Origin of the sequence: Escherichia sp. XD33, assembly GCF_019375075.1 — a bacterium.
Classification (GTDB): domain Bacteria; phylum Pseudomonadota; class Gammaproteobacteria; order Enterobacterales; family Enterobacteriaceae; genus Enterobacter; species Enterobacter flexneri_A.
The window spans coordinates 1-20,441 of the sequence record NZ_JAENDM010000013.1; the positions used below are offsets into that span (position 1 = coordinate 1).

Here is a 20,441-nt window from a genome sequence, read left to right on the forward strand (position 1 = left end):
GAGGTCGTGGTATGGATGACGGATGGCTGGCCGCTGTATGAATCCCGCCTGAAGGGAAAGCTGCACGTAATCAGCAAGCGTTACACTCAGCGAATTGAGCGGCATAACCTGAATCTGAGACAACATCTGGCAAGGCTGGGACGGAAGTCACTGTCGTTCTCAAAATCGGTGGAGCTGCATGACAAAGTCATCGGGCATTATCTGAACATAAAACACTATCAATAAGTTGGAGTCATTACCGGTATAGCCTTCCTGCTGGCATGCGCGATCGGCGATCCCGCGACTGACATAACGATCGGTATGGGCATGCTGCAAAAAAGCCTGGTCATAAACTAACCGTACAATACCTGTTGCCGCGTCAACTTCGCTCACATGGGCTTGGCGAGTAACCGTACACCCCGCCAGCGTTATTAATGAAAGAGTCAGAATCAGAAGTCTCATGGTCCAGCCAGAAGAGTAAGAGAAAGCACTATTTTACGCGTTACAGTGCTGCGACAATGGCCGGAAAAGACGCCTGGCAGGCGCTATTTCTTGCCATCTGTAGGTGTCAGAAATAGGGGGGCTGTTTTTTGATTATCATTTTTATAACATTAAAGGGGTATTTATGTGATTTGTATCACATAAAGATTGATTTTTGTGATGGTTGTCATATTATAAGCGCAAAGACAATAACACCTGTATAACAAATGGTCGGAGTGCCGCGATGAAACTGCGCAAAATCCTGAAAAGTATGTTCAATAACTATTGCAAGACGTTCAAAGACGTACCGCCAGGCAATATGTTCCGATAACAAAAAACCTGCTCCGGCAGGTTTTTTTGTGTCCTGATGACGGTGGATGTGACTATCGCTGAAGATGTGAAGTCGCTACTATAACGGCTTTCAAAATGCTATCAGGAGTTTACGATGTCCCAGCCGCTGAATGCCGATCAGGAATTGGTTTCTGATGTGGTTGCTTGCCAGTTGGTTATCAAACAAATTCTGGATGTTCTCGATGTAATCGCGCCCGTTGAAGTTCGTGAAAAAATGTCCAGTCAGCTGAAGAATATCGACTTTACTAACCATCCCGCCGCCGCAGACCCGGTCACCATGCGGGCAATCCAAAAAGCCATCGCGCTTATTGAACTCAAGTTTACCCCACAGGGTGAATCCCATTAAAAAAACCGCTGCTTCAAACAGATGAGGCAGCGGTTTCTCAAAACCTTCATCGGCGCAATGCATTAGCGCCGATGATGATCAATGCAGCTGGTGTGACACGACATTCAGAACATGTTGGTCGGTCTGCACAGGGCACATACCCGCAAGTTTCGCACTGCGCACTTCATCAAGAATGGTTTGCAGCAACAGACCATCATGCTGCTGTTCTTTTTCCAGATCGCGCAGGAAATTGACGGTTGAATCATCATTCAGTTCTTTCGCTTCATCGGCTAACTGTGCCAACGTACTAGAACGTTGCTCGTATTCTTCCATCGTTTTTTGGAACAGTTCTTCCAGAGAGTTCAGTTTTTCACCGGGAACATCAATGGCTTTAACGATGGGGGTAGCGCCGACACTCTTCATAAAGTTAAACATGCGCATCATTTGGGTCACATTACTCTGTGCCTGGGCGCGAAGGAAAGTGGCGGTGCCGTTCAGACTCTGTTCAGAACACCAGTTACTCAGGTGAAGGTAGAGATTGGATGCGTAAAACTCGCGGTTCATTTGAGAGTTGAGTTTGAGAAGCATTCCAGCGGTTGCCATACCTAATATCCTTATATCCAGAAGTGGAGAGGTGCAAGATAAATCAAAACACCATAATTACTGTTTGCAGAATAATTCCTTTCTGCCGGTCCGAAATGTGATCGTGGAGTCAATTCTGACGATGATCTGAAATAAGAATAACGTCTGAACGGGTATAAGAAAATGCTTAAATCATCAAGTTTATATATTTTTACATTTCATTGATGAAATCAATGTAACTGCAATGAATTTTAATGATAGTGCTTTTTGTATCTTGTTGATATTAATCAATGAATTTGAATTCATGATGAAGTGATGATTTTATAAAACGTTTTTTCATTTTTGCGAGATGGCTCTCATTATACGTGTTCTGTTAATTAATGAGCACAGTGATAATTAATGACGAAATGAATGACGTGCATTTTCCACATCTTTGAGTTGCGGTTATTACACCATTTCAAAAACTCAACGCCAGGTAATGCGGCCTATTGACTGGTTAAAAAGAAGACATCCCGCATGGGTACCAAAGACAACAAGGATTTCCAGGCTAATCTTATGGATTAATCTGCTGTGCATTCGACAATTTGTCTGACAAATTGGCTTTCCCTTATGTCTTTTCCCGCTAAATTTATGCACGTTCTCACTGTAATTCTGCGATGTGATATTGCTCTCCTATGGAGAATTAATTTCTCGCTAAAACTATGTCAACACAGTCACTTATCTTTTAGTTAAAAGGTAATGCTTTGTTTTCCGATTAATTTAACGAATGTCATTCGTTTTTGCCCTACACAAAACGACACTAAAGCTGGAGAGAACCATGCACAAATTTACTAAAGCCCTGGCAGCCATTGGTCTGGCAGCCGTTATGTCACAATCCGCTATGGCGGAGAACCTGAAGCTCGGTTTTCTGGTGAAGCAACCGGAAGAGCCGTGGTTCCAGACCGAATGGAAGTTTGCCGATAAAGCCGGGAAGGATTTAGGGTTTGAGGTTATTAAGATTGCCGTGCCGGATGGCGAAAAAACATTGAACGCGATCGACAGCCTGGCTGCCAGTGGCGCAAAAGGTTTCGTTATTTGTACTCCGGACCCCAAACTCGGCTCTGCCATCGTCGCGAAAGCGCGTGGCTACGATATGAAAGTCATTGCCGTGGATGACCAGTTTGTTAACGCCAAAGGTAAGCCAATGGATACCGTTCCGCTGGTGATGATGGCGGCGACTAAAATTGGCGAACGTCAGGGCCAGGAACTGTATAAAGAGATGCAGAAACGTGGCTGGGATGTCAAAGAAAGCGCGGTGATGACGATTACCGCCAACGAACTGGATACCGCCCGCCGCCGTACTACGGGATCTATGGATGCGCTGAAAGCGGCCGGATTCCCGGAAAAACAAATTTATCAGGTACCTACCAAATCTAACGACATCCCGGGGGCATTTGACGCTGCCAACTCAATGCTGGTTCAACATCCGGAAGTTAAACATTGGCTGATCGTCGGTATGAACGACAGCACCGTGCTGGGCGGCGTACGCGCGACGGAAGGTCAGGGCTTTAAAGCGGCCGATATCATCGGCATTGGCATTAACGGTGTGGATGCGGTGAGCGAACTGTCTAAAGCACAGGCAACCGGCTTCTACGGTTCCCTGCTGCCAAGCCCGGACGTACATGGCTATAAATCCAGCGAAATGCTTTACAACTGGGTAGCAAAAGACGTTGAACCGCCAAAATTTACCGAAGTTACCGACGTGGTACTGATCACGCGTGACAACTTTAAAGAAGAACTGGAGAAAAAAGGTTTAGGCGGTAAGTAATTTGCCGGAAAAATTCCCCTCTGCATGATGCAGAGGGGGTGTGAACGACCAGTGATTCACGGAGACGTTATGCAACAGTCTACCCCGTATCTCTCATTTCGCGGCATCGGTAAAACGTTTCCCGGCGTTAAGGCGCTGACGGATATTAGTTTTGACTGCTATGCCGGTCAGGTTCATGCGTTGATGGGTGAAAATGGCGCAGGAAAATCAACTCTCTTAAAAATCCTCAGCGGCAACTATGCGCCAACCACGGGTTCTGTAGTGATTAATGGGCAGGAAATGTCCTTTTCCGACACGACCGCAGCACTTAACGCGGGCGTGGCGATTATTTACCAGGAACTGCATCTCGTGCCGGAAATGACCGTCGCGGAAAACATCTATCTCGGCCAGCTGCCGCATAAAGGCGGCATTGTGAATCGCTCATTGCTGAATTATGAGGCGGGTTTACAACTTAAACATCTTGGTATGGATATTGACCCGGACACGCCGCTGAAATATCTCTCCATTGGTCAGTGGCAGATGGTTGAAATCGCCAAAGCGCTGGCGCGTAACGCCAAAATTATCGCCTTTGATGAGCCAACCAGCTCCCTCTCTGCCCGTGAAATCGACAATCTTTTCCGCGTTATTCGTGAACTGCGAAAAGAGGGGCGGGTAATCTTATACGTTTCTCACCGTATGGAAGAAATATTTGCCCTCAGCGATGCCATTACTGTCTTTAAAGATGGACGTTATGTCAAAACCTTTACCGATATGCAGCAGGTTGACCACGACGCGCTGGTGCAGGCGATGGTCGGGCGCGACATTGGCGATATCTACGGCTGGCAACCGCGTAGTTATGGCGAGGAGCGCCTACGTCTTGATGCTGTGAAAGCACCAGGCGTGCGTACGCCAATAAGTCTGGCGGTTCGCAGTGGTGAAATTGTTGGGCTGTTTGGTCTGGTAGGGGCGGGGCGTAGCGAATTAATGAAAGGCATGTTTGGCGGGACGCAAATCACCGCCGGTCAGGTTTATATCGACCAACAGCCGATCGATATTCGTAAACCGAGCCACGCCATTGCCGCAGGCATGATGCTCTGCCCGGAAGATCGCAAAGCGGAAGGCATTATTCCCGTGCACTCCGTTCGCGACAATATCAACATCAGTGCCAGACGTAAACATGTGCTCGGCGGTTGTGTAATCAACAACGGTTGGGAAGAAAACAATGCCGATCACCACATTCGTTCGCTCAACATCAAAACGCCGGGCGCGGAGCAACTGATCATGAATCTCTCAGGCGGAAATCAGCAAAAAGCCATTCTGGGCCGCTGGTTATCGGAAGAGATGAAGGTCATTTTGCTGGATGAACCTACGCGCGGCATTGATGTTGGCGCTAAGCACGAAATATATAACGTAATTTATGCGCTGGCGGCGCAGGGCGTGGCGGTGCTGTTTGCCTCCAGCGACTTACCTGAAGTCCTCGGCGTTGCCGACCGGATTGTGGTGATGCGGGAAGGTGAAATCGCCGGTGAATTGTTACACGAGCAGGCAGATGAGCGTCAGGCACTGAGCCTTGCGATGCCTAAAGTCAGCCAGGCTGTTGCCTGAGTAAGGAGAGTATGATGTCTTCTGTTTCTACATCGGGGTCTGGCGCACCTAAGTCGTCATTCAGCTTCGGGCGTATCTGGGATCAGTACGGCATGCTGGTGGTGTTTGCGGTGCTCTTTATCGCCTGTGCCATTTTTGTCCCAAATTTTGCCACCTTCATTAATATGAAAGGGTTGGGCCTGGCAATTTCCATGTCGGGGATGGTGGCTTGTGGCATGTTGTTCTGCCTCGCTTCCGGTGACTTTGACCTTTCTGTCGCCTCCGTAATTGCCTGTGCGGGTGTCACCACGGCGGTGGTTATTAACCTGACTGAAAGCCTGTGGATTGGCGTGGCAGCGGGGTTGTTGCTGGGCGTTCTCTGTGGCCTGGTCAATGGCTTTGTTATCGCCAAACTGAAAATAAATGCTCTGATCACGACATTGGCAACGATGCAGATTGTTCGAGGTCTGGCGTACATCATTTCAGACGGTAAAGCGGTCGGTATCGAAGATGAAAGCTTCTTTGCCCTTGGTTACGCCAACTGGTTCGGTCTGCCTGCGCCAATCTGGCTCACCGTCGCGTGTCTGATTATCTTTGGTTTGCTGCTGAATAAAACCACCTTTGGTCGTAACACCCTGGCGATTGGCGGGAACGAAGAGGCCGCGCGTCTGGCGGGTGTACCGGTTGTTCGCACCAAAATTATTATCTTTGTTCTCTCAGGCCTGGTATCAGCGATAGCCGGAATTATTCTGGCTTCACGTATGACCAGTGGGCAGCCAATGACGTCGATTGGTTATGAGCTGATTGTTATCTCCGCCTGCGTTTTAGGTGGCGTTTCTCTGAAAGGTGGCATCGGAAAAATCTCATATGTGGTGGCGGGTATCTTAATTTTAGGCACCGTGGAAAACGCCATGAACCTGCTTAATATTTCTCCTTTCGCGCAGTACGTGGTTCGCGGCTTAATCCTGCTGGCAGCGGTGATCTTCGACCGTTACAAGCAAAAAGCGAAACGCACTGTCTGATGCTTTTTTCTGCAACAATTTAGCGTTTTTTCCCACCATAGCCAACCGCCATAACGGTTGGCTGTTCTTCGTTGCAAATGGCGACCCCCGTCACACTGTCTATACTTACATGTCTGTAAAGCGCGTTCTGCGCAACACAATAAGAAAAGAGAAGGAGGAGAACCGGGTGACAGAACCGTTAACCGAAACCCCTGAACTATCCGCGAAATATGCCTGGTTTTTTGATCTTGATGGAACGCTGGCGGAAATCAAACCGCATCCCGATCAGGTCGTCGTGCCTGACAATATTCTGCAAGGACTACAGCTACTGGCAATCGCAAGTGATGGTGCATTGGCATTGATATCAGGGCGCTCAATGGTGGAGCTTGACGCACTGGCAAAACCTTATCGCTTCCCGTTAGCGGGCGTGCATGGGGCGGAGCGCCGTGACATCAATGGTAAAACACATATCGTTCATCTGCCGGATGCGATTGCGCGTGATATTAGCGTGCAACTGCATACAGTCATCGCTCAGTATCCCGGCGCGGAGCTGGAGGCGAAAGGGATGGCTTTTGCGCTGCATTATCGTCAGGCTCCGCAGCATGAAGACGCATTAATGACATTAGCGCAACGTATTACTCAGATCTGGCCACAAATGGCGTTACAGCAGGGAAAGTGTGTTGTCGAGATCAAACCGAGAGGTACCAGTAAAGGTGAGGCAATTGCAGCTTTTATGCAGGAAGCTCCCTTTATCGGGCGAACGCCCGTATTTCTGGGCGATGATTTAACCGATGAATCTGGCTTCGCAGTCGTTAACCGACTGGGCGGAATGTCAGTAAAAATTGGCACAGGTGCAACTCAGGCATCATGGCGACTGGCGGGTGTGCCGGATGTCTGGAGCTGGCTTGAAATGATAACCACCGCATTACAACAAAAAAGAGAAAATAACAGGAGTGATGACTATGAGTCGTTTAGTCGTAGTATCTAACCGGATTGCACCACCAGACGAGCACGCCGCCAGTGCCGGTGGCCTTGCCGTTGGCATACTGGGGGCACTGAAAGCCGCAGGCGGACTGTGGTTTGGCTGGAGTGGTGAAACAGGGAATGAGGATCAGCCGCTAAAAAAGGTGAAAAAAGGTAACATTACGTGGGCCTCTTTTAACCTCAGCGAACAGGACCTTGACGAATACTACAACCAATTCTCCAATGCCGTTCTCTGGCCCGCTTTTCATTATCGGCTCGATCTGGTGCAATTTCAGCGTCCTGCCTGGGACGGCTATCTACGCGTAAATGCGTTGCTGGCAGATAAATTACTGCCGCTGTTGCAAGACGATGACATTATCTGGATCCACGATTATCACCTGTTGCCATTTGCGCATGAATTACGCAAACGGGGAGTGAATAATCGCATTGGTTTCTTTCTGCATATTCCTTTCCCGACACCGGAAATCTTCAACGCGCTGCCGACATATGACACCTTGCTTGAACAGCTTTGTGATTATGATTTGCTGGGTTTCCAGACAGAAAACGATCGTCTGGCGTTCCTGGATTGTCTTTCTAACCTGACCCGCGTCACGACACGTAGCGCAAAAAGCCATACAGCCTGGGGCAAAGCATTTCGAACAGAAGTCTACCCGATCGGCATTGAACCGAAAGAAATAGCCAAACAGGCTGCCGGGCCACTGCCGCCAAAACTGGCGCAACTTAAAGCGGAACTGAAAAACGTACAAAATATCTTTTCTGTCGAACGGCTGGATTATTCCAAAGGTTTGCCAGAGCGTTTTCTCGCCTATGAAGCGTTGCTGGAAAAATATCCGCAGCATCATGGTAAAATTCGTTATACCCAGATTGCACCAACGTCGCGTGGTGATGTGCAAGCCTATCAGGATATTCGTCATCAGCTCGAAAATGAAGCTGGACGAATTAATGGTAAATACGGGCAATTAGGCTGGACGCCGCTTTATTATTTGAATCAGCATTTTGACCGTAAATTACTGATGAAAATATTCCGCTACTCTGACGTGGGCTTAGTGACGCCACTGCGTGACGGGATGAACCTGGTAGCAAAAGAGTATGTTGCTGCTCAGGACCCAGCCAATCCGGGCGTTCTTGTTCTTTCGCAATTTGCGGGAGCGGCAAACGAGTTAACGTCGGCGTTAATTGTTAACCCCTACGATCGTGACGAAGTTGCAGCTGCGCTGGATCGTGCATTGACTATGTCGCTGGCGGAACGTATTTCCCGTCATGCAGAAATGCTGGACGTTATCGTGAAAAACGATATTAACCACTGGCAGGAGTGCTTCATTAGCGACCTAAAGCAGATAGTTCCGCGAAGCGCGGAAAGCCAGCAGCGCGATAAAGTTGCTACCTTTCCAAAGCTTGCGTAGGAGCGGTTAATCTCCCGTAAGTGGAACTAACAGCACATCGACCTCACTTGAGGCAATAACTCTTTTCGCCGAGCAGGATGCTCGCGAAAAGAAACTGTGATTGTGATTACCGCAAATCACCAAATCGAAATGATGCTTGTGACATACTTCCAGAATATGTTCGCTTAACTCACCGTAGGCAATAAACGTCTTGTCAACGGGATACCCCGCATCCTGAATTAACTTATCAAGAAAGCTTTGCGTTTCTTCCTGCATCACGCTGCGTAAATCTTCAAGCATCGGCGCAGCTAATTGATTGTACATTTCCGGGTCGGAAGCGAGAGTAATTAAACTGATGTGTCCCTTTACTGGCCTGGCGATAGATACCGCTTTTGCCAGCAGTTGCTGACTTTCCGGTGTAACCGCAACAGCGACAAGAATATTGCTATAGCTCATAACCTGTTCCTTATTCTGTGAACTTCAGGTGACATTAAAGCTTTACTCCTAATGGAGAAACGACGCAATCCCAACTCGGTCAAACTGGTAAATATTAGTCTGATTATTAGTAAAGACAATTAATCAATCACTCCCGGTGATCATATAATTTCAAATGTAATTATAAGAAAATAGTGTACTGATTCTCCGCATTAAACAAGTGGTTAATATATGTAAAACATTTCATTAACATTAAGTTGATTGTTGCCTTTCTTTGTATTTAATTAGTTTGTTGTGCGGTAAGTGTCTGTATAAAAATAGCTTATCTGGTATTGCATGAAAGTGATTATTTATAGCAGATGATTATTTACGGTGAGTTATTTTGACTGTGCGCAACATCCCATTTCGATTATTCCTGTTTCATTTTTGCTTGCTAGCGTAGCGAAAAACTTTTTAACAGATTGAAATACACCCAAAACAAAAGTATGACTTATACATTTATGTTAAGTAATTGAGTGTCTTGTGTGATCTGCATCACGCATTATTGAAAATCGCAGCCCCCCTCCGTTGTATGTGCGTGTAGTGACGAGTACAGTTGCGTCGATTTAGGAAAAATCTTAGATAAGTGTAAAGACCCATTTCTATTTGTAAGGACATATTAAACCAAAAAGGTGGTTCTGCTTATTGCAGCTTATCGCAACTATTCTAATGCTAATTATTTTTTACCGGGGCTTCCCGGCGACATCACGGGGTGCGGTGAAACCGCATAAAAATAAAGTTGGTTATTCTGGGTGGGAATAATGCATACCTCCGAGTTGCTGAAACACATTTATGACATCAACTTGTCATATTTACTACTTGCACAGCGTTTGATTGTTCAGGACAAAGCGTCCGCTATGTTTCGTCTCGGCATAAATGAAGAAATGGCGACAACGTTAGCGGCACTGACTCTTCCGCAAATGGTTAAGCTGGCAGAAACCAATCAACTGGTTTGTCACTTCCGTTTTGACAGCCACCAGACGATTACTCAGTTGACGCAAGATTCCCGCGTTGACGATCTCCAGCAAATTCATACCGGCATCATGCTCTCAACACGCTTGCTGAATGATGTTAATCAGCCTGAAGAAGCGCTGCGCAAGAAAAGGGCCTGATCATGAGTGAAAAAAGCATTGTTCAGGAAGCGCGGGATATTCAGCTGGCAATGGAATTGATCACCCTGGGCGCTCGTTTGCAGATGCTGGAAAGCGAAACACATTTAAGTCGCGGACGCCTGATAAAACTTTATAAAGAACTGCGCGGAAGCCCACCGCCGAAAGGCATGCTGCCATTCTCAACCGACTGGTTTATGACCTGGGAACAAAACGTTCATGCTTCGATGTTCTGTAATGCATGGCTGTTTTTACTGAAAACCGGTTTGTGTAATGGCGTCGATGCGGTGATCAAAGCCTACCGTTTATACCTTGAACAGTGCCCACAAGCAGAAGAAGGACCACTGCTGGCATTAACCCGTGCCTGGACATTGGTGCGGTTTGTTGAAAGTGGATTACTGCAACTTTCCAGCTGCAACTGCTGCGGCGGCAATTTTATTACCCACGCTCACCAGCCTGTTGGCAGCTTTGCCTGCAGCTTATGTCAACCGCCATCCCGGGCAGTAAAAAGACGTAAACTTTCCCAGAATCCTGCCGATATTATCCCACAACTGCTGGATGAACAGAGAGTACAGGCTGTTTAACTGATACGGTGAGGCGCAACATTCCAGCAGCGGTAACGACGTACCGCTGCTTTTTTTTGCCCCAATCGCGCGTTAACGCCTGACGACTGAACATCCTGTCATGGTCAACAGTGGAAGGATGATGTCGTGCTTATCTTATTAGGTTACCTGGTTGTTCTCGGTACAGTTTTCGGCGGTTATTTGATGACCGGTGGAAGCCTTGGAGCACTCTATCAACCCGCTGAACTGGTGATTATTGCCGGTGCAGGGATTGGGTCGTTTATCGTCGGCAATAATGGCAAAGCGATTAAAGGCACGCTGAAGGCGCTGCCGTTGCTGTTTCGTCGCTCCAAATACACCAAAGCAATGTATATGGATCTGCTGGCTCTGCTTTATCGGTTGATGGCGAAATCGCGGCAGATGGGGATGTTTTCGCTGGAACGTGATATTGAAAATCCCCGTGAGAGCGAGATCTTCGCCAGCTACCCACGCATCCTCGCGGATAGCGTCATGCTTGATTTTATCGTCGATTATCTGCGCCTGATTATCAGCGGTCACATGAACACCTTCGAAATCGAAGCCCTGATGGATGAAGAGATTGAGACGCACGAAAGCGAGGCAGAAGCCCCGGCGAACAGTCTGGCGCTGGTCGGGGACTCACTTCCGGCGTTTGGTATTGTTGCGGCTGTAATGGGGGTCGTTCACGCGTTAGGTTCAGCCGATCGTCCTGCCGCCGAGCTGGGTGCGCTTATCGCACATGCGATGGTGGGGACTTTCCTCGGCATTTTATTGGCTTACGGATTTATTTCCCCATTAGCGACTGTTTTACGTCAGAAAAGCGCCGAAACCAGCAAAATGATGCAGTGCGTCAAAGTCACTCTGCTTTCTAATCTGAACGGTTACGCACCGCCTATCGCCGTTGAGTTTGGTCGCAAAACGCTCTATTCCAGCGAACGTCCGTCGTTTATTGAACTGGAAGAGCATGTGCGTGCGGTGAAAAATCCGCAACAACAGACGACAACCGAGGAAGCATGAAGAATCAAGCGCATCCGATTATTGTCGTCAAACGACGCAAAGCCAAAAGCCACGGGGCAGCACATGGATCGTGGAAGATTGCTTATGCCGACTTTATGACTGCGATGATGGCCTTTTTTCTGGTGATGTGGCTGATCTCCATCTCCAGCCCAAAAGAGCTGATTCAGATTGCGGAGTACTTCCGGACTCCACTGGCGACTGCGGTTACGGGCGGCGATCGCATTTCTAATAGTGAAAGCCCAATTCCCGGCGGTGGTGATGATTACACCCAAAGCCAGGGGGAAGTGAATAAGCAGCCGAACATCGAAGAGCTGAAAAAACGCATGGAGCAAAGTCGATTGCGGAAATTGCGGGGTGATCTCGACCAGTTGATAGAGTCCGATCCGAAACTGCGGGCGTTACGTCCCCATCTCAAAATCGATCTGGTCCAGGAAGGTCTACGTATTCAGATCATCGATAGCCAGAATCGCCCGATGTTTAGAACCGGCAGTGCCGATGTCGAACCCTATATGCGCGACATTCTGCGCGCCATTGCGCCTGTACTGAACGGTATTCCCAACCGTATTAGCCTTTCAGGTCATACCGATGATTTCCCCTACGCCAGCGGTGAGAAAGGATATAGCAACTGGGAGCTTTCTGCCGATCGGGCCAATGCATCCCGCCGCGAACTGATGGTCGGAGGGTTGGATAGCGGCAAAGTGTTACGTGTCGTCGGCATGGCGGCAACGATGCGCTTAAGCGATCGCGGACCTGATGATGCCGTCAACCGTCGCATCAGCCTGCTGGTACTGAACAAACAAGCCGAACAGGCCATTTTGCATGAAAACGCCGAAAGCCAGAATGAGCCAGTAAGCGCCCTGGAAAAACCTGAGGTTGCACCACAGGTCAGTGTTCCCACAATGCCATCAGCCGAACCGAGGTGACAGCGTGAGCATGGATATAAGCGATTTTTATCAGACATTTTTTGATGAAGCGGACGAACTGTTGGCTGACATGGAGCAGCATTTGCTGGTTTTGCAGCCGGAAGCGCCAGATGCCGAACAATTGAATGCCATCTTTCGGGCTGCCCACTCGATCAAAGGAGGGGCAGGAACTTTTGGCTTCAGCGTTTTGCAGGAAACCACGCATCTGATGGAAAACCTGCTCGATGAAGCCAGACGAGGTGAGATGCAACTCAACACCGACATTATCAATCTGTTTTTGGAAACGAAGGACATCATGCAAGAACAGCTCGACGCTTATAAACAGTCGCAAGAGCCGGATGCCGCCAGCTTCGATTATATCTGCCAGGCCTTGCGTCAACTGGCATTAGAAGCGAAAGGCGAAACGCCATCCGCAGTGACCCGATTAAGTGTGGTTGCCAAAAGTGAACCGCAAGATGAGCAGAGTCGCAGTCAGTCGCCGCGACGAATTATCCTTTCGCGCCTGAAGGCCGGGGAAGTCGACCTGCTGGAAGAAGAACTGGGACATCTGACAACGTTAACTGACGTGGTGAAAGGGGCGGATTCGCTCTCGGCAATATTACCGGGCGACATCGCCGAAGATGACATCACAGCGGTACTCTGTTTTGTGATTGAAGCCGATCAGATTACCTTTGAAACAGTAGAAGTCTCGCCAAAAATATCCACCCCACCAGTGCTTAAACTGGCAGCCGAACAAGCGCCAACCGGCCGCGTGGAGCGGGAAAAAACGACGCGCAGCAATGAATCCACCAGCATCCGTGTAGCGGTAGAAAAGGTTGATCAATTAATTAACCTCGTCGGCGAGCTGGTTATCACCCAGTCCATGCTTGCCCAGCGTTCCAGCGAACTGGACCCGGTTAATCATGGTGATTTGATAACCAGCATGGGGCAGTTACAACGTAACGCCCGTGATTTGCAGGAATCAGTGATGTCGATTCGCATGATGCCGATGGAATATGTTTTTAGTCGCTATCCCCGGCTGGTGCGTGATCTGGCGGGAAAACTCGGCAAGCAGGTAGAACTGACGCTGGTGGGCAGTTCTACTGAACTCGACAAAAGCCTGATAGAACGCATTATCGACCCGCTGACCCACCTGGTACGCAATAGCCTCGATCACGGTATTGAACTGCCAGAAAAACGGCTCGCCGCAGGTAAAAACAGCGTCGGAAATTTAATTCTGTCTGCCGAACATCAGGGCGGCAACATTTGCATTGAAGTGACCGACGATGGGGCGGGGCTAAACCGTGAGCGAATTCTGGCAAAAGCGGCCTCGCAAGGTTTGACTGTCAGCGAAAACATGAGCGACGACGAAGTCGCGATGCTGATATTTGCACCTGGCTTCTCCACGGCAGAGCAGGTCACCGACGTCTCCGGGCGCGGCGTCGGCATGGACGTCGTTAAACGTAATATCCAGGAGATGGGCGGTCATGTCGAAATCCAGTCGAAGCAGGGTACTGGCACTACGATCCGCATTTTACTGCCGCTGACGCTGGCCATCCTCGACGGCATGTCCGTACGCGTTGCGGATGAAGTTTTCATTCTGCCGCTGAATGCTGTTATGGAATCACTGCAACCCCGTGAAGCCGATCTCCATCCACTGGCCGGCGGCGAGCGGGTGCTGGAAGTGCGGGGTGAATATCTGCCCATCGTCGAACTGTGGAAAGTGTTCAACGTCGCGGGCGCGAAAACCGAAGCCACCCAGGGAATTGTGGTGATCTTACAAAGTGGCGGTCGCCGCTACGCCTTGCTGGTGGATCAATTAATTGGTCAACACCAGGTTGTGGTTAAAAACCTTGAAAGTAACTATCGCAAAGTCCCCGGCATTTCTGCTGCGACCATTCTTGGCGACGGCAGCGTGGCACTGATTGTTGATGTCTCCGCCTTGCAGGCGATAAACCGCGAACAACGTATGGCGAACACCGCCGCCTGAATGAGTAAAAAGGTAACAATATGACCGGTATGACGAATGTAACAAAGCTGGCCAGCGAGCCGTCAGGCCAGGAATTTCTGGTATTTACCCTTGGTGATGAAGAGTACGGTATTGATATCCTGAAAGTGCAGGAGATCCGTGGCTACGATCAGGTAACACGGATTGCGAACACGCCAGCGTTTATCAAAGGCGTCACGAATCTGCGCGGCGTTATTGTGCCGATTGTTGACTTACGAATTAAGTTCAGCCAGGTGGATGTGGACTATAACGACAACACGGTAGTTATCGTGCTGAATCTCGGACAGCGGGTGGTCGGCATCGTGGTTGACGGCGTCTCAGACGTGCTTTCATTGACGGCGGAGCAAATTCGTCCGGCACCGGAATTTGCCGTGACGCTTTCAACAGAATATCTCACTGGACTGGGCGCACTGGGCGACCGGATGTTGATTCTGGTGAACATCGAAAAACTGCTGAACAGCGAAGAGATGGCGCTGTTAGATAGCGCGGCGTCAGAAGTGGCGTAATTCTCCCGATTTCCTCAATTGAAATGAACCCGATGATCTGCGCATCGGGTTTTTTATTTCAATTTCGCGGCGGGTGGCATCAGCAATAAAGTTTCCCCCCTCCTTGCCGATAACGAGATCAACTTGTTTTCAGGAAGGTGCCTTATGATTAACCGTATCCGCGTAGTCACGCTGTTGGTAATGGTGCTGGGGGTATTCGCACTGTTACAGCTTATTTCCGGCAGTCTGTTTTTTTCTTCCCTTCACCATAGCCAGAAGAGCTTTGTGGTTTCCAATCAATTACGGGAACAGCAGGGCGAGCTGACGTCAACCTGGGATTTAATGCTGCAAACGCGCATTAACCTGAGTCGTTCAGCGGTACGGATGATGATGGATTCCTCCAATCAACAAAGTAACGCCAAAGTTGAATTGCTCGATAGCGCCAGGAAAACATTGGCGCAGGCAGCGACGCATTATAAAAAATTCAAAAGCATGGCACCGTTACCTGAAATGGTCGCTACCAGTCGTAATATTGATGAAAAATATAAAAACTATTACACAGCGTTAACTGAACTGATTGATTATCTAGATTATGGCAATACTGGAGCTTATTTCGCTCAGCCAACCCAGGGAATGCAAAATGCAATGGGCGAAGCGTTTGCTCAGTACGCCCTCAGCAGTGAAAAACTGTATCGCGATATCGTCACTGACAACGCAGATGATTACCGATTTGCCCAGTGGCAACTGGCGGTTATCGCGCTGGTGGTGGTATTGATTCTGCTGGTGGCGTGGTACGGCATTCGCCGTATGTTGCTTACTCCGCTGGCAAAAATTATTGCTCACATTCGCGAAATCGCCGGTGGTAACCTGGCGAATACCCTGACCATTGACGGGCGCAGTGAAATGGGCGACCTGGCGCAGAGCGTTTCACATATGCAACGCTCTTTGACTGACACCGTCACTCATGTCCGCGAAGGTTCAGATGCCATCTATGCCGGTACCCGTGAAATTGCGGCGGGCAACACCGATCTTTCCTCCCGTACTGAACAGCAGGCATCCGCGCTGGAAGAAACTGCCGCCAGCATGGAGCAGCTCACCGCGACAGTGAAGCAAAACGCCGATAACGCCCGCCAGGCCTCGCAACTGGCGCAAAGTGCCTCCGACACCGCCCAGCACGGCGGCAAAGTGGTGGATGGCGTAGTGAAAACGATGCATGAGATCGCCGATAGTTCGAAGAAAATTGCCGACATTATCAGCGTTATCGACGGTATTGCCTTCCAGACTAATATCCTCGCGCTGAATGCCGCGGTTGAAGCCGCGCGTGCGGGTGAACAGGGCCGTGGTTTTGCCGTGGTGGCGGGTGAAGTGCGTAATCTTGCCAGTCGCAGCGCCCAGGCGGCAAAAGAGATCAAAGCCCTCATTGAAGACTCCGTCTCACGCGTTGATACCGGTTCGGTGCTGGTCGAAAGCGCCGGGGAAACAATGAACAATATCGTCAATGCTGTCACTCGCGTGACTGACATTATGGGCGAGATTGCATCGGCATCGGATGAACAGAGCCGTGGCATCGATCAAGTCGCATTGGCGGTTTCGGAAATGGATCGCGTCACGCAACAGAACGCATCGCTGGTGCAGGAATCAGCTGCCGCCGCCGCTGCGCTGGAAGAACAGGCGAGTCGTTTAACGCAAGCGGTTTCCGCGTTCCGTCTGGCAGCCAGCCCACTCACCAATAAACCGCAAACACCATCCCGTCCTGCCAGTGAGCAACCACCGGCACAGCCACGACTGCGAATTGCTGAACAAGATCCAAACTGGGAAACATTTTGACGAGTATTTACTAACGCGGTCATTGCCGCCTGATGGGGAGCGTTGATGTTTAATCGTATTCGAATTTCGACCACGCTGTTTTTAATTTTGATTCTCTGCGGGATCTTGCAGATTGGCAGTAACGGCATGTCTTTTTGGGCATTTCGCGACGATTTGCAACGACTGAATCAGGTCGAGCAGAGCAATCAGCAACGTGCGGCATTAGCGCAAACTCGGGCGGTAATGTTACAGGCCAGTACCGCGCTGAACAAAGCGGGCACTCTGACGGCACTTAGCTATCCGGCGGATGACATTAAAACGTTGATGACGACGGCGCGCGCCAGTCTGACGCAATCCACCACGCTGTTTAAAAGTTTTATGGCGATGACTGCGGGCAACGAGCACGTCAGGGGATTGCAAAAAGAGACGGAGAAAAGTTTTGCCCGCTGGCACAACGATCTCGAACATCAGGCGACCTGGCTTGAAAGTAATCAACTTTCGGATTTCCTCACTGCGCCGGTGCAGGGATCACAGAATGCGTTTGACGTTAACTTTGAGGCCTGGCAGCTGGAGATCAACCATGTGCTGGAAGCCGCCAGTGCGCAAAGCCAGCGTAACTATCAGATTTCGGCACTGGTGTTTATCAGCATGATTATTGTTGCGGCGATCTACATCAGCAGTGCGCTGTGGTGGACGCGCAAGATGATTGTTCAACCACTGGCCATTATCGGTAGCCATTTTGACAGCATTGCTGCGGGTAATCTGGCGCGTCCGATTGCGGTATATGGTCGTAATGAGATCACCGCCATTTTTGCCAGTCTGAAGACCATGCAGCAGGCTTTGCGTGGGACGGTAAGTGATGTGCGTAAGGGAAGCCAGGAGATGCACATTGGTATCGCGGAGATTGTCGCAGGCAATAACGATCTCTCAAGTCGTACCGAACAGCAGGCGGCATCGCTGGCACAAACGGCCGCCAGTATGGAGCAATTAACCGCCACGGTAGGGCAAAACGCCGATAACGCACGACAGGCGTCGGAACTGGCAAAAAATGCCGCGACAACGGCGCAGGCGGGCGGTGTTCAGGTCAGTACCATGACTCACACCATGCAGGAGATCGCCACCAGCTCGCAAAAAATTGGCGACATTATCAGCGTTATCGACGGAATTGCTTTCCAGACCAATATTCTGGCCCTGAATGCGGCAGTGGAAGCGGCTCGCGCCGGAGAGCAGGGGCGTGGTTTTGCGGTAGTGGCAGGTGAAGTGCGCAATCTTGCCAGCCGTAGCGCGCAGGCAGCAAAAGAGATCAAAGGGCTGATCGAAGAGTCAGTCAATCGTGTCCAGCAGGGTTCGAAACTGGTGAATAACGCCGCCGCGACCATGATCGATATTGTCAGTTCGGTGACCCGCGTGAACGACATTATGGGAGAAATTGCCTCTGCGTCGGAAGAACAACAGCGGGGGATTGAGCAGGTTGCACAGGCTGTCAGCCAGATGGATCAGGTGACTCAGCAGAACGCCTCGCTGGTAGAAGAAGCGGCGGTGGCAACGGAACAACTGGCGAATCAGGCCGACCATCTTTCGTCGCGTGTGGCGGTATTTACCCTTGAAGAACATGAAGTAGCACGACATGAGTCGGTGCAGTTACAAATTGCGCCAGTGGTATCCTGAAGTGATTGAGAAGGCGCTATGACTTCATCTCTGCCCTGTGGGCAAACGTCTTTATTGTTACAGATGACCGAGCGCCTGGCGCTTTCCGACGCGCATTTTCGGCGGATAAGTCAATTGATCTATCAACGAGCCGGGATCGTTCTGGCTGACCATAAACGCGACATGGTTTACAACCGACTGGTTCGTCGTTTGCGTTCGCTGGGACTGACGGATTTCGGTCATTATCTGAACTTGCTGGAATCTAATCAGCACAGCGGTGAGTGGCAGGCGTTTATCAATTCGCTGACCACGAATCTGACGGCATTTTTCCGTGAGGCACATCATTTCCCTCTGCTCGCGGATCACGCACGTCGCCGTTCTGGCGAGTATCGCGTATGGAGCGCGGCGGCTTCGACCGGCGAAGAGCCGTACAGCATTGCGATGACGCTGGCTGACACATTGGGCACCGCGCCCGGACGCTGGAAAGTGTTTGCCAGTGATATCGACACCGAAGTGCTGGAAAAAGCCAGAAGCGGTATCTATCGCCATGAAGAGTTGAAAAACCTGACGCCGCAGCAACTGCAACGGTATTTCATGCGAGGGACGGGGCCGCATGAAGGGCTGGTACGCGTGCGTCAGGAGCTGGCGAACTATGTTGATTTTGCCCCGCTGAATCTACTGGCGAAACAGTACACCGTGCCGGGGCCGTTTGATGCGATCTTCTGTCGTAACGTCATGATCTACTTCGATCAAACTACCCAGCAGGAGATTTTGCGCCGCTTTGTTCCGCTCCTTAAACCCGACGGATTGCTGTTTGCGGGTCACTCTGAAAACTTTAGCCACCTTGAGCGCCGCTTCACGCTGCGTGGTCAGACGGTGTATGCGCTAAGTAAGGATTAACGATGAGCAAAATCAGGGTGTTATCTGTCGATGATTCGGCACTGATGCGCCAGATCATGACAGAAATCATCAACAGCCATAGCGACATGGAAATGGTGGCGACCGCGCCTGATCCGCTGGTCGCGCGTGACTTGATTAAGAAATTCAATCCCGATGTGCTGACGCTGGATGTTGAAATGCCGCGGATGGACGGACTGGATTTCCTCGAAAAATTAATGCGTTTGCGTCCAATGCCCGTTGTGATGGTTTCTTCCCTGACCGGCAAAGGGTCAGAAGTCACGCTGCGCGCGCTGGAGCTGGGGGCGATAGATTTTGTCACCAAACCGCAACTGGGTATTCGCGAAGGTATGCTGGCGTATAACGAAATGATTGCTGAAAAGGTGCGTACGGCAGCAAAGGCGAGCCTTGCAGCACATAAGCCATTGTCGGCACCGACAACGCTGAAGGCGGGGCCGTTGTTGAGTTCTGAAAAACTGATTGCGATTGGTGCTTCAACGGGTGGAACTGAGGCAATTCGTCACGTACTGCAACCGTTGCCGCTTTCCAGCCCGGCACTGTTAATTACCCAGCATATGCCGCCCGGTTTCACCCGCTCTTTTGCCGACAGACTTAATAAGCTTTGCCAGATCGGGGTTAAAGAAGCCGAAGACGGAGAACGTGTCTTGCCGGGGCATGCCTATATTGCGCCGGGCGATCGGCATATGGAGCTGGCGCGTAGTGGCGCAAATTACCAAATCAAAATTCACGATGGCCCGGCGGTTAACCGTCATCGGCCTTCGGTAGATGTGTTGTTCCATTCTGTCGCCAAACAGGCGGGGCGTAATGCGGTTGGGGTGATCCTGACCGGTATGGGCAACGACGGCGCGGCGGGAATGTTGGCGATGCGTCAGGCGGGGGCATGGACCCTTGCGCAAAACGAAGCAAGTTGCGTGGTGTTCGGCATGCCGCGCGAGGCCATCAATATGGGTGGTGTCTGCGAAGTGGTCGATCTTAGCCAGGTAAGCCAGCAAATGTTGGCAAAAATTAGTGCCGGACAGGCGATACGTATTTAAATCAGG

At 50.1% G+C, this 20,441-nt stretch carries 20 protein-coding genes and 1 pseudogene; 18 read left to right on the top strand and 3 right to left on the bottom strand.

The genetic code is table 11. From position 1 onward, the window contains the following. Window positions 1-225, top strand: a 225-nt coding sequence (locus K0778_RS09860; protein WP_024169623.1) for an IS1 family transposase, incomplete at its 5' end; no start/stop codon positions are given. A 15-nt stretch (window positions 226-240) separates the two neighbouring features. Here the strand turns inward: K0778_RS09860 and yecR are convergent. Further along, window positions 241-441 (bottom strand): annotated as a pseudogene (gene yecR / locus K0778_RS09865) (YecR family lipoprotein); the annotation flags it as partial. A gap of 262 nt (window positions 442-703) precedes the next feature. Here yecR and azuC point away from each other — a divergent pair. After that, complete coding sequence (gene azuC, locus K0778_RS09870) at window positions 704-790, top strand: stress response protein AzuC (RefSeq protein ID WP_010723106.1); 87 nt, start codon at window positions 704-706, stop codon at window positions 788-790. A 114-nt stretch (window positions 791-904) separates the two neighbouring features. After that, a complete protein-coding gene (gene yecJ / locus K0778_RS09875; RefSeq protein ID WP_000082127.1) occupies window positions 905-1,156 on the top strand; it encodes a DUF2766 family protein YecJ in 252 nt (83 codons plus the stop codon). Between the two features lie 78 nt (window positions 1,157-1,234). On the opposite strand, the gene K0778_RS09880 is transcribed toward yecJ, so the two are convergent. Then, the gene (locus tag K0778_RS09880; protein WP_000179469.1) at window positions 1,235-1,738 is read right to left on the bottom strand and encodes a non-heme ferritin-like protein; all 504 of its coding nucleotides are present in this window, start codon (window positions 1,736-1,738) and stop codon (window positions 1,235-1,237) included. A 796-nt stretch (window positions 1,739-2,534) separates the two neighbouring features. Here K0778_RS09880 and araF point away from each other — a divergent pair. The 5 genes from araF (at window position 2,535) to otsA (ending at window position 8,475) form a co-directional block, all read left to right on the top strand. After that, on the top strand, window positions 2,535-3,524 hold the full coding sequence (araF, locus tag K0778_RS09885; RefSeq protein ID WP_153449074.1) for an arabinose ABC transporter substrate-binding protein AraF: 990 nt from the start codon (window positions 2,535-2,537) through the stop codon (window positions 3,522-3,524). Between the two features lie 69 nt (window positions 3,525-3,593). After that, complete coding sequence (gene araG, locus K0778_RS09890; protein WP_001187819.1) at window positions 3,594-5,108, top strand: arabinose ABC transporter ATP-binding protein AraG; 1,515 nt, start codon at window positions 3,594-3,596, stop codon at window positions 5,106-5,108. 14 nt (window positions 5,109-5,122) lie between these two features. Then, on the top strand, window positions 5,123-6,109 hold the full coding sequence (gene araH, locus K0778_RS09895) for an arabinose ABC transporter permease AraH (protein WP_000100205.1): 987 nt from the start codon (window positions 5,123-5,125) through the stop codon (window positions 6,107-6,109). Window positions 6,110-6,275: 166 nt separating this feature from the next. Beyond that, a complete protein-coding gene (otsB, locus tag K0778_RS09900; protein ID WP_063084783.1) occupies window positions 6,276-7,076 on the top strand; it encodes a trehalose-phosphatase in 801 nt (266 codons plus the stop codon). Then, window positions 7,051-8,475, top strand: a complete 1,425-nt coding sequence (gene otsA / locus K0778_RS09905; RefSeq protein ID WP_001295646.1) for an alpha,alpha-trehalose-phosphate synthase — start codon at window positions 7,051-7,053, stop codon at window positions 8,473-8,475. The genes otsB and otsA overlap by 26 nt, the downstream gene beginning before the upstream one ends. Before the next feature lie 6 nt (window positions 8,476-8,481). Here otsA and uspC read toward each other — a convergent pair whose 3' ends face one another. Next, window positions 8,482-8,910, bottom strand: a complete 429-nt coding sequence (uspC, locus tag K0778_RS09910) for a universal stress protein UspC (protein WP_000122426.1) — start codon at window positions 8,908-8,910, stop codon at window positions 8,482-8,484. A gap of 779 nt (window positions 8,911-9,689) precedes the next feature. Between uspC and flhD the strand changes: the two genes are divergently transcribed. The 10 genes from flhD (at window position 9,690) to cheB (ending at window position 20,435) form a co-directional block, all read left to right on the top strand. Next, window positions 9,690-10,040, top strand: a complete 351-nt coding sequence (gene flhD / locus K0778_RS09915) for a flagellar transcriptional regulator FlhD (protein ID WP_001295647.1) — start codon at window positions 9,690-9,692, stop codon at window positions 10,038-10,040. 2 nt (window positions 10,041-10,042) lie between these two features. Next, complete coding sequence (gene flhC / locus K0778_RS09920) at window positions 10,043-10,621, top strand: flagellar transcriptional regulator FlhC (RefSeq protein ID WP_001291581.1); 579 nt, start codon at window positions 10,043-10,045, stop codon at window positions 10,619-10,621. A gap of 126 nt (window positions 10,622-10,747) precedes the next feature. Beyond that, complete coding sequence (gene motA / locus K0778_RS09925; protein WP_063084782.1) at window positions 10,748-11,635, top strand: flagellar motor stator protein MotA; 888 nt, start codon at window positions 10,748-10,750, stop codon at window positions 11,633-11,635. Next, window positions 11,632-12,558 carry a flagellar motor protein MotB gene (gene motB, locus K0778_RS09930; protein ID WP_000795630.1) on the top strand — a complete coding sequence of 309 codons (927 nt, stop codon included), beginning with the start codon at window positions 11,632-11,634 and terminating at the stop codon, window positions 12,556-12,558. Before motA ends, motB begins: the two co-directional genes overlap by 4 nt. A gap of 4 nt (window positions 12,559-12,562) precedes the next feature. Further along, on the top strand, window positions 12,563-14,527 hold the full coding sequence (gene cheA / locus K0778_RS09935; protein ID WP_001300654.1) for a chemotaxis protein CheA: 1,965 nt from the start codon (window positions 12,563-12,565) through the stop codon (window positions 14,525-14,527). Between the two features lie 20 nt (window positions 14,528-14,547). Continuing rightward, a complete protein-coding gene (gene cheW / locus K0778_RS09940; protein ID WP_000147302.1) occupies window positions 14,548-15,051 on the top strand; it encodes a chemotaxis protein CheW in 504 nt (167 codons plus the stop codon). Between the two features lie 144 nt (window positions 15,052-15,195). Then, window positions 15,196-16,857 carry a methyl-accepting chemotaxis protein II gene (gene tar / locus K0778_RS09945; RefSeq protein WP_001297437.1) on the top strand — a complete coding sequence of 554 codons (1,662 nt, stop codon included), beginning with the start codon at window positions 15,196-15,198 and terminating at the stop codon, window positions 16,855-16,857. 45 nt (window positions 16,858-16,902) lie between these two features. Further along, window positions 16,903-18,504, top strand: a complete 1,602-nt coding sequence (gene tap / locus K0778_RS09950) for a methyl-accepting chemotaxis protein IV (RefSeq protein ID WP_000483239.1) — start codon at window positions 16,903-16,905, stop codon at window positions 18,502-18,504. An 18-nt stretch (window positions 18,505-18,522) separates the two neighbouring features. After that, window positions 18,523-19,383: a protein-glutamate O-methyltransferase CheR gene (gene cheR / locus K0778_RS09955; RefSeq protein WP_000204337.1), complete on the top strand. Its 861-nt coding sequence runs from the start codon at window positions 18,523-18,525 to the stop codon at window positions 19,381-19,383. Between the two features lie 2 nt (window positions 19,384-19,385). Then, the gene (gene cheB / locus K0778_RS09960) at window positions 19,386-20,435 is read left to right on the top strand and encodes a protein-glutamate methylesterase/protein glutamine deamidase (RefSeq protein WP_000036360.1); all 1,050 of its coding nucleotides are present in this window, start codon (window positions 19,386-19,388) and stop codon (window positions 20,433-20,435) included. Window positions 20,436-20,441 lie beyond the last annotated feature (6 nt).

Coding starts and splice junctions, on each gene's coding strand:
- azuC (WP_010723106.1), top strand. CDS start 704: ATGAAACTGCGCAAAATCCTGAAAAGTATGTTCAATAACTATTGCAAG.
- yecJ (WP_000082127.1), top strand. CDS start 905: ATGTCCCAGCCGCTGAATGCCGATCAGGAATTGGTTTCTGATGTGGTT.
- K0778_RS09880 (WP_000179469.1), bottom strand. CDS start 1,738: ATGGCAACCGCTGGAATGCTTCTCAAACTCAACTCTCAAATGAACCGC.
- araF (WP_153449074.1), top strand. CDS start 2,535: ATGCACAAATTTACTAAAGCCCTGGCAGCCATTGGTCTGGCAGCCGTT.
- araG (WP_001187819.1), top strand. CDS start 3,594: ATGCAACAGTCTACCCCGTATCTCTCATTTCGCGGCATCGGTAAAACG.
- araH (WP_000100205.1), top strand. CDS start 5,123: ATGTCTTCTGTTTCTACATCGGGGTCTGGCGCACCTAAGTCGTCATTC.
- otsA (WP_001295646.1), top strand. CDS start 7,051: ATGAGTCGTTTAGTCGTAGTATCTAACCGGATTGCACCACCAGACGAG.
- uspC (WP_000122426.1), bottom strand. CDS start 8,910: ATGAGCTATAGCAATATTCTTGTCGCTGTTGCGGTTACACCGGAAAGT.
- flhD (WP_001295647.1), top strand. CDS start 9,690: ATGCATACCTCCGAGTTGCTGAAACACATTTATGACATCAACTTGTCA.
- flhC (WP_001291581.1), top strand. CDS start 10,043: ATGAGTGAAAAAAGCATTGTTCAGGAAGCGCGGGATATTCAGCTGGCA.
- motB (WP_000795630.1), top strand. CDS start 11,632: ATGAAGAATCAAGCGCATCCGATTATTGTCGTCAAACGACGCAAAGCC.
- cheW (WP_000147302.1), top strand. CDS start 14,548: ATGACCGGTATGACGAATGTAACAAAGCTGGCCAGCGAGCCGTCAGGC.
- tar (WP_001297437.1), top strand. CDS start 15,196: ATGATTAACCGTATCCGCGTAGTCACGCTGTTGGTAATGGTGCTGGGG.
- tap (WP_000483239.1), top strand. CDS start 16,903: ATGTTTAATCGTATTCGAATTTCGACCACGCTGTTTTTAATTTTGATT.
- cheR (WP_000204337.1), top strand. CDS start 18,523: ATGACTTCATCTCTGCCCTGTGGGCAAACGTCTTTATTGTTACAGATG.
- cheB (WP_000036360.1), top strand. CDS start 19,386: ATGAGCAAAATCAGGGTGTTATCTGTCGATGATTCGGCACTGATGCGC.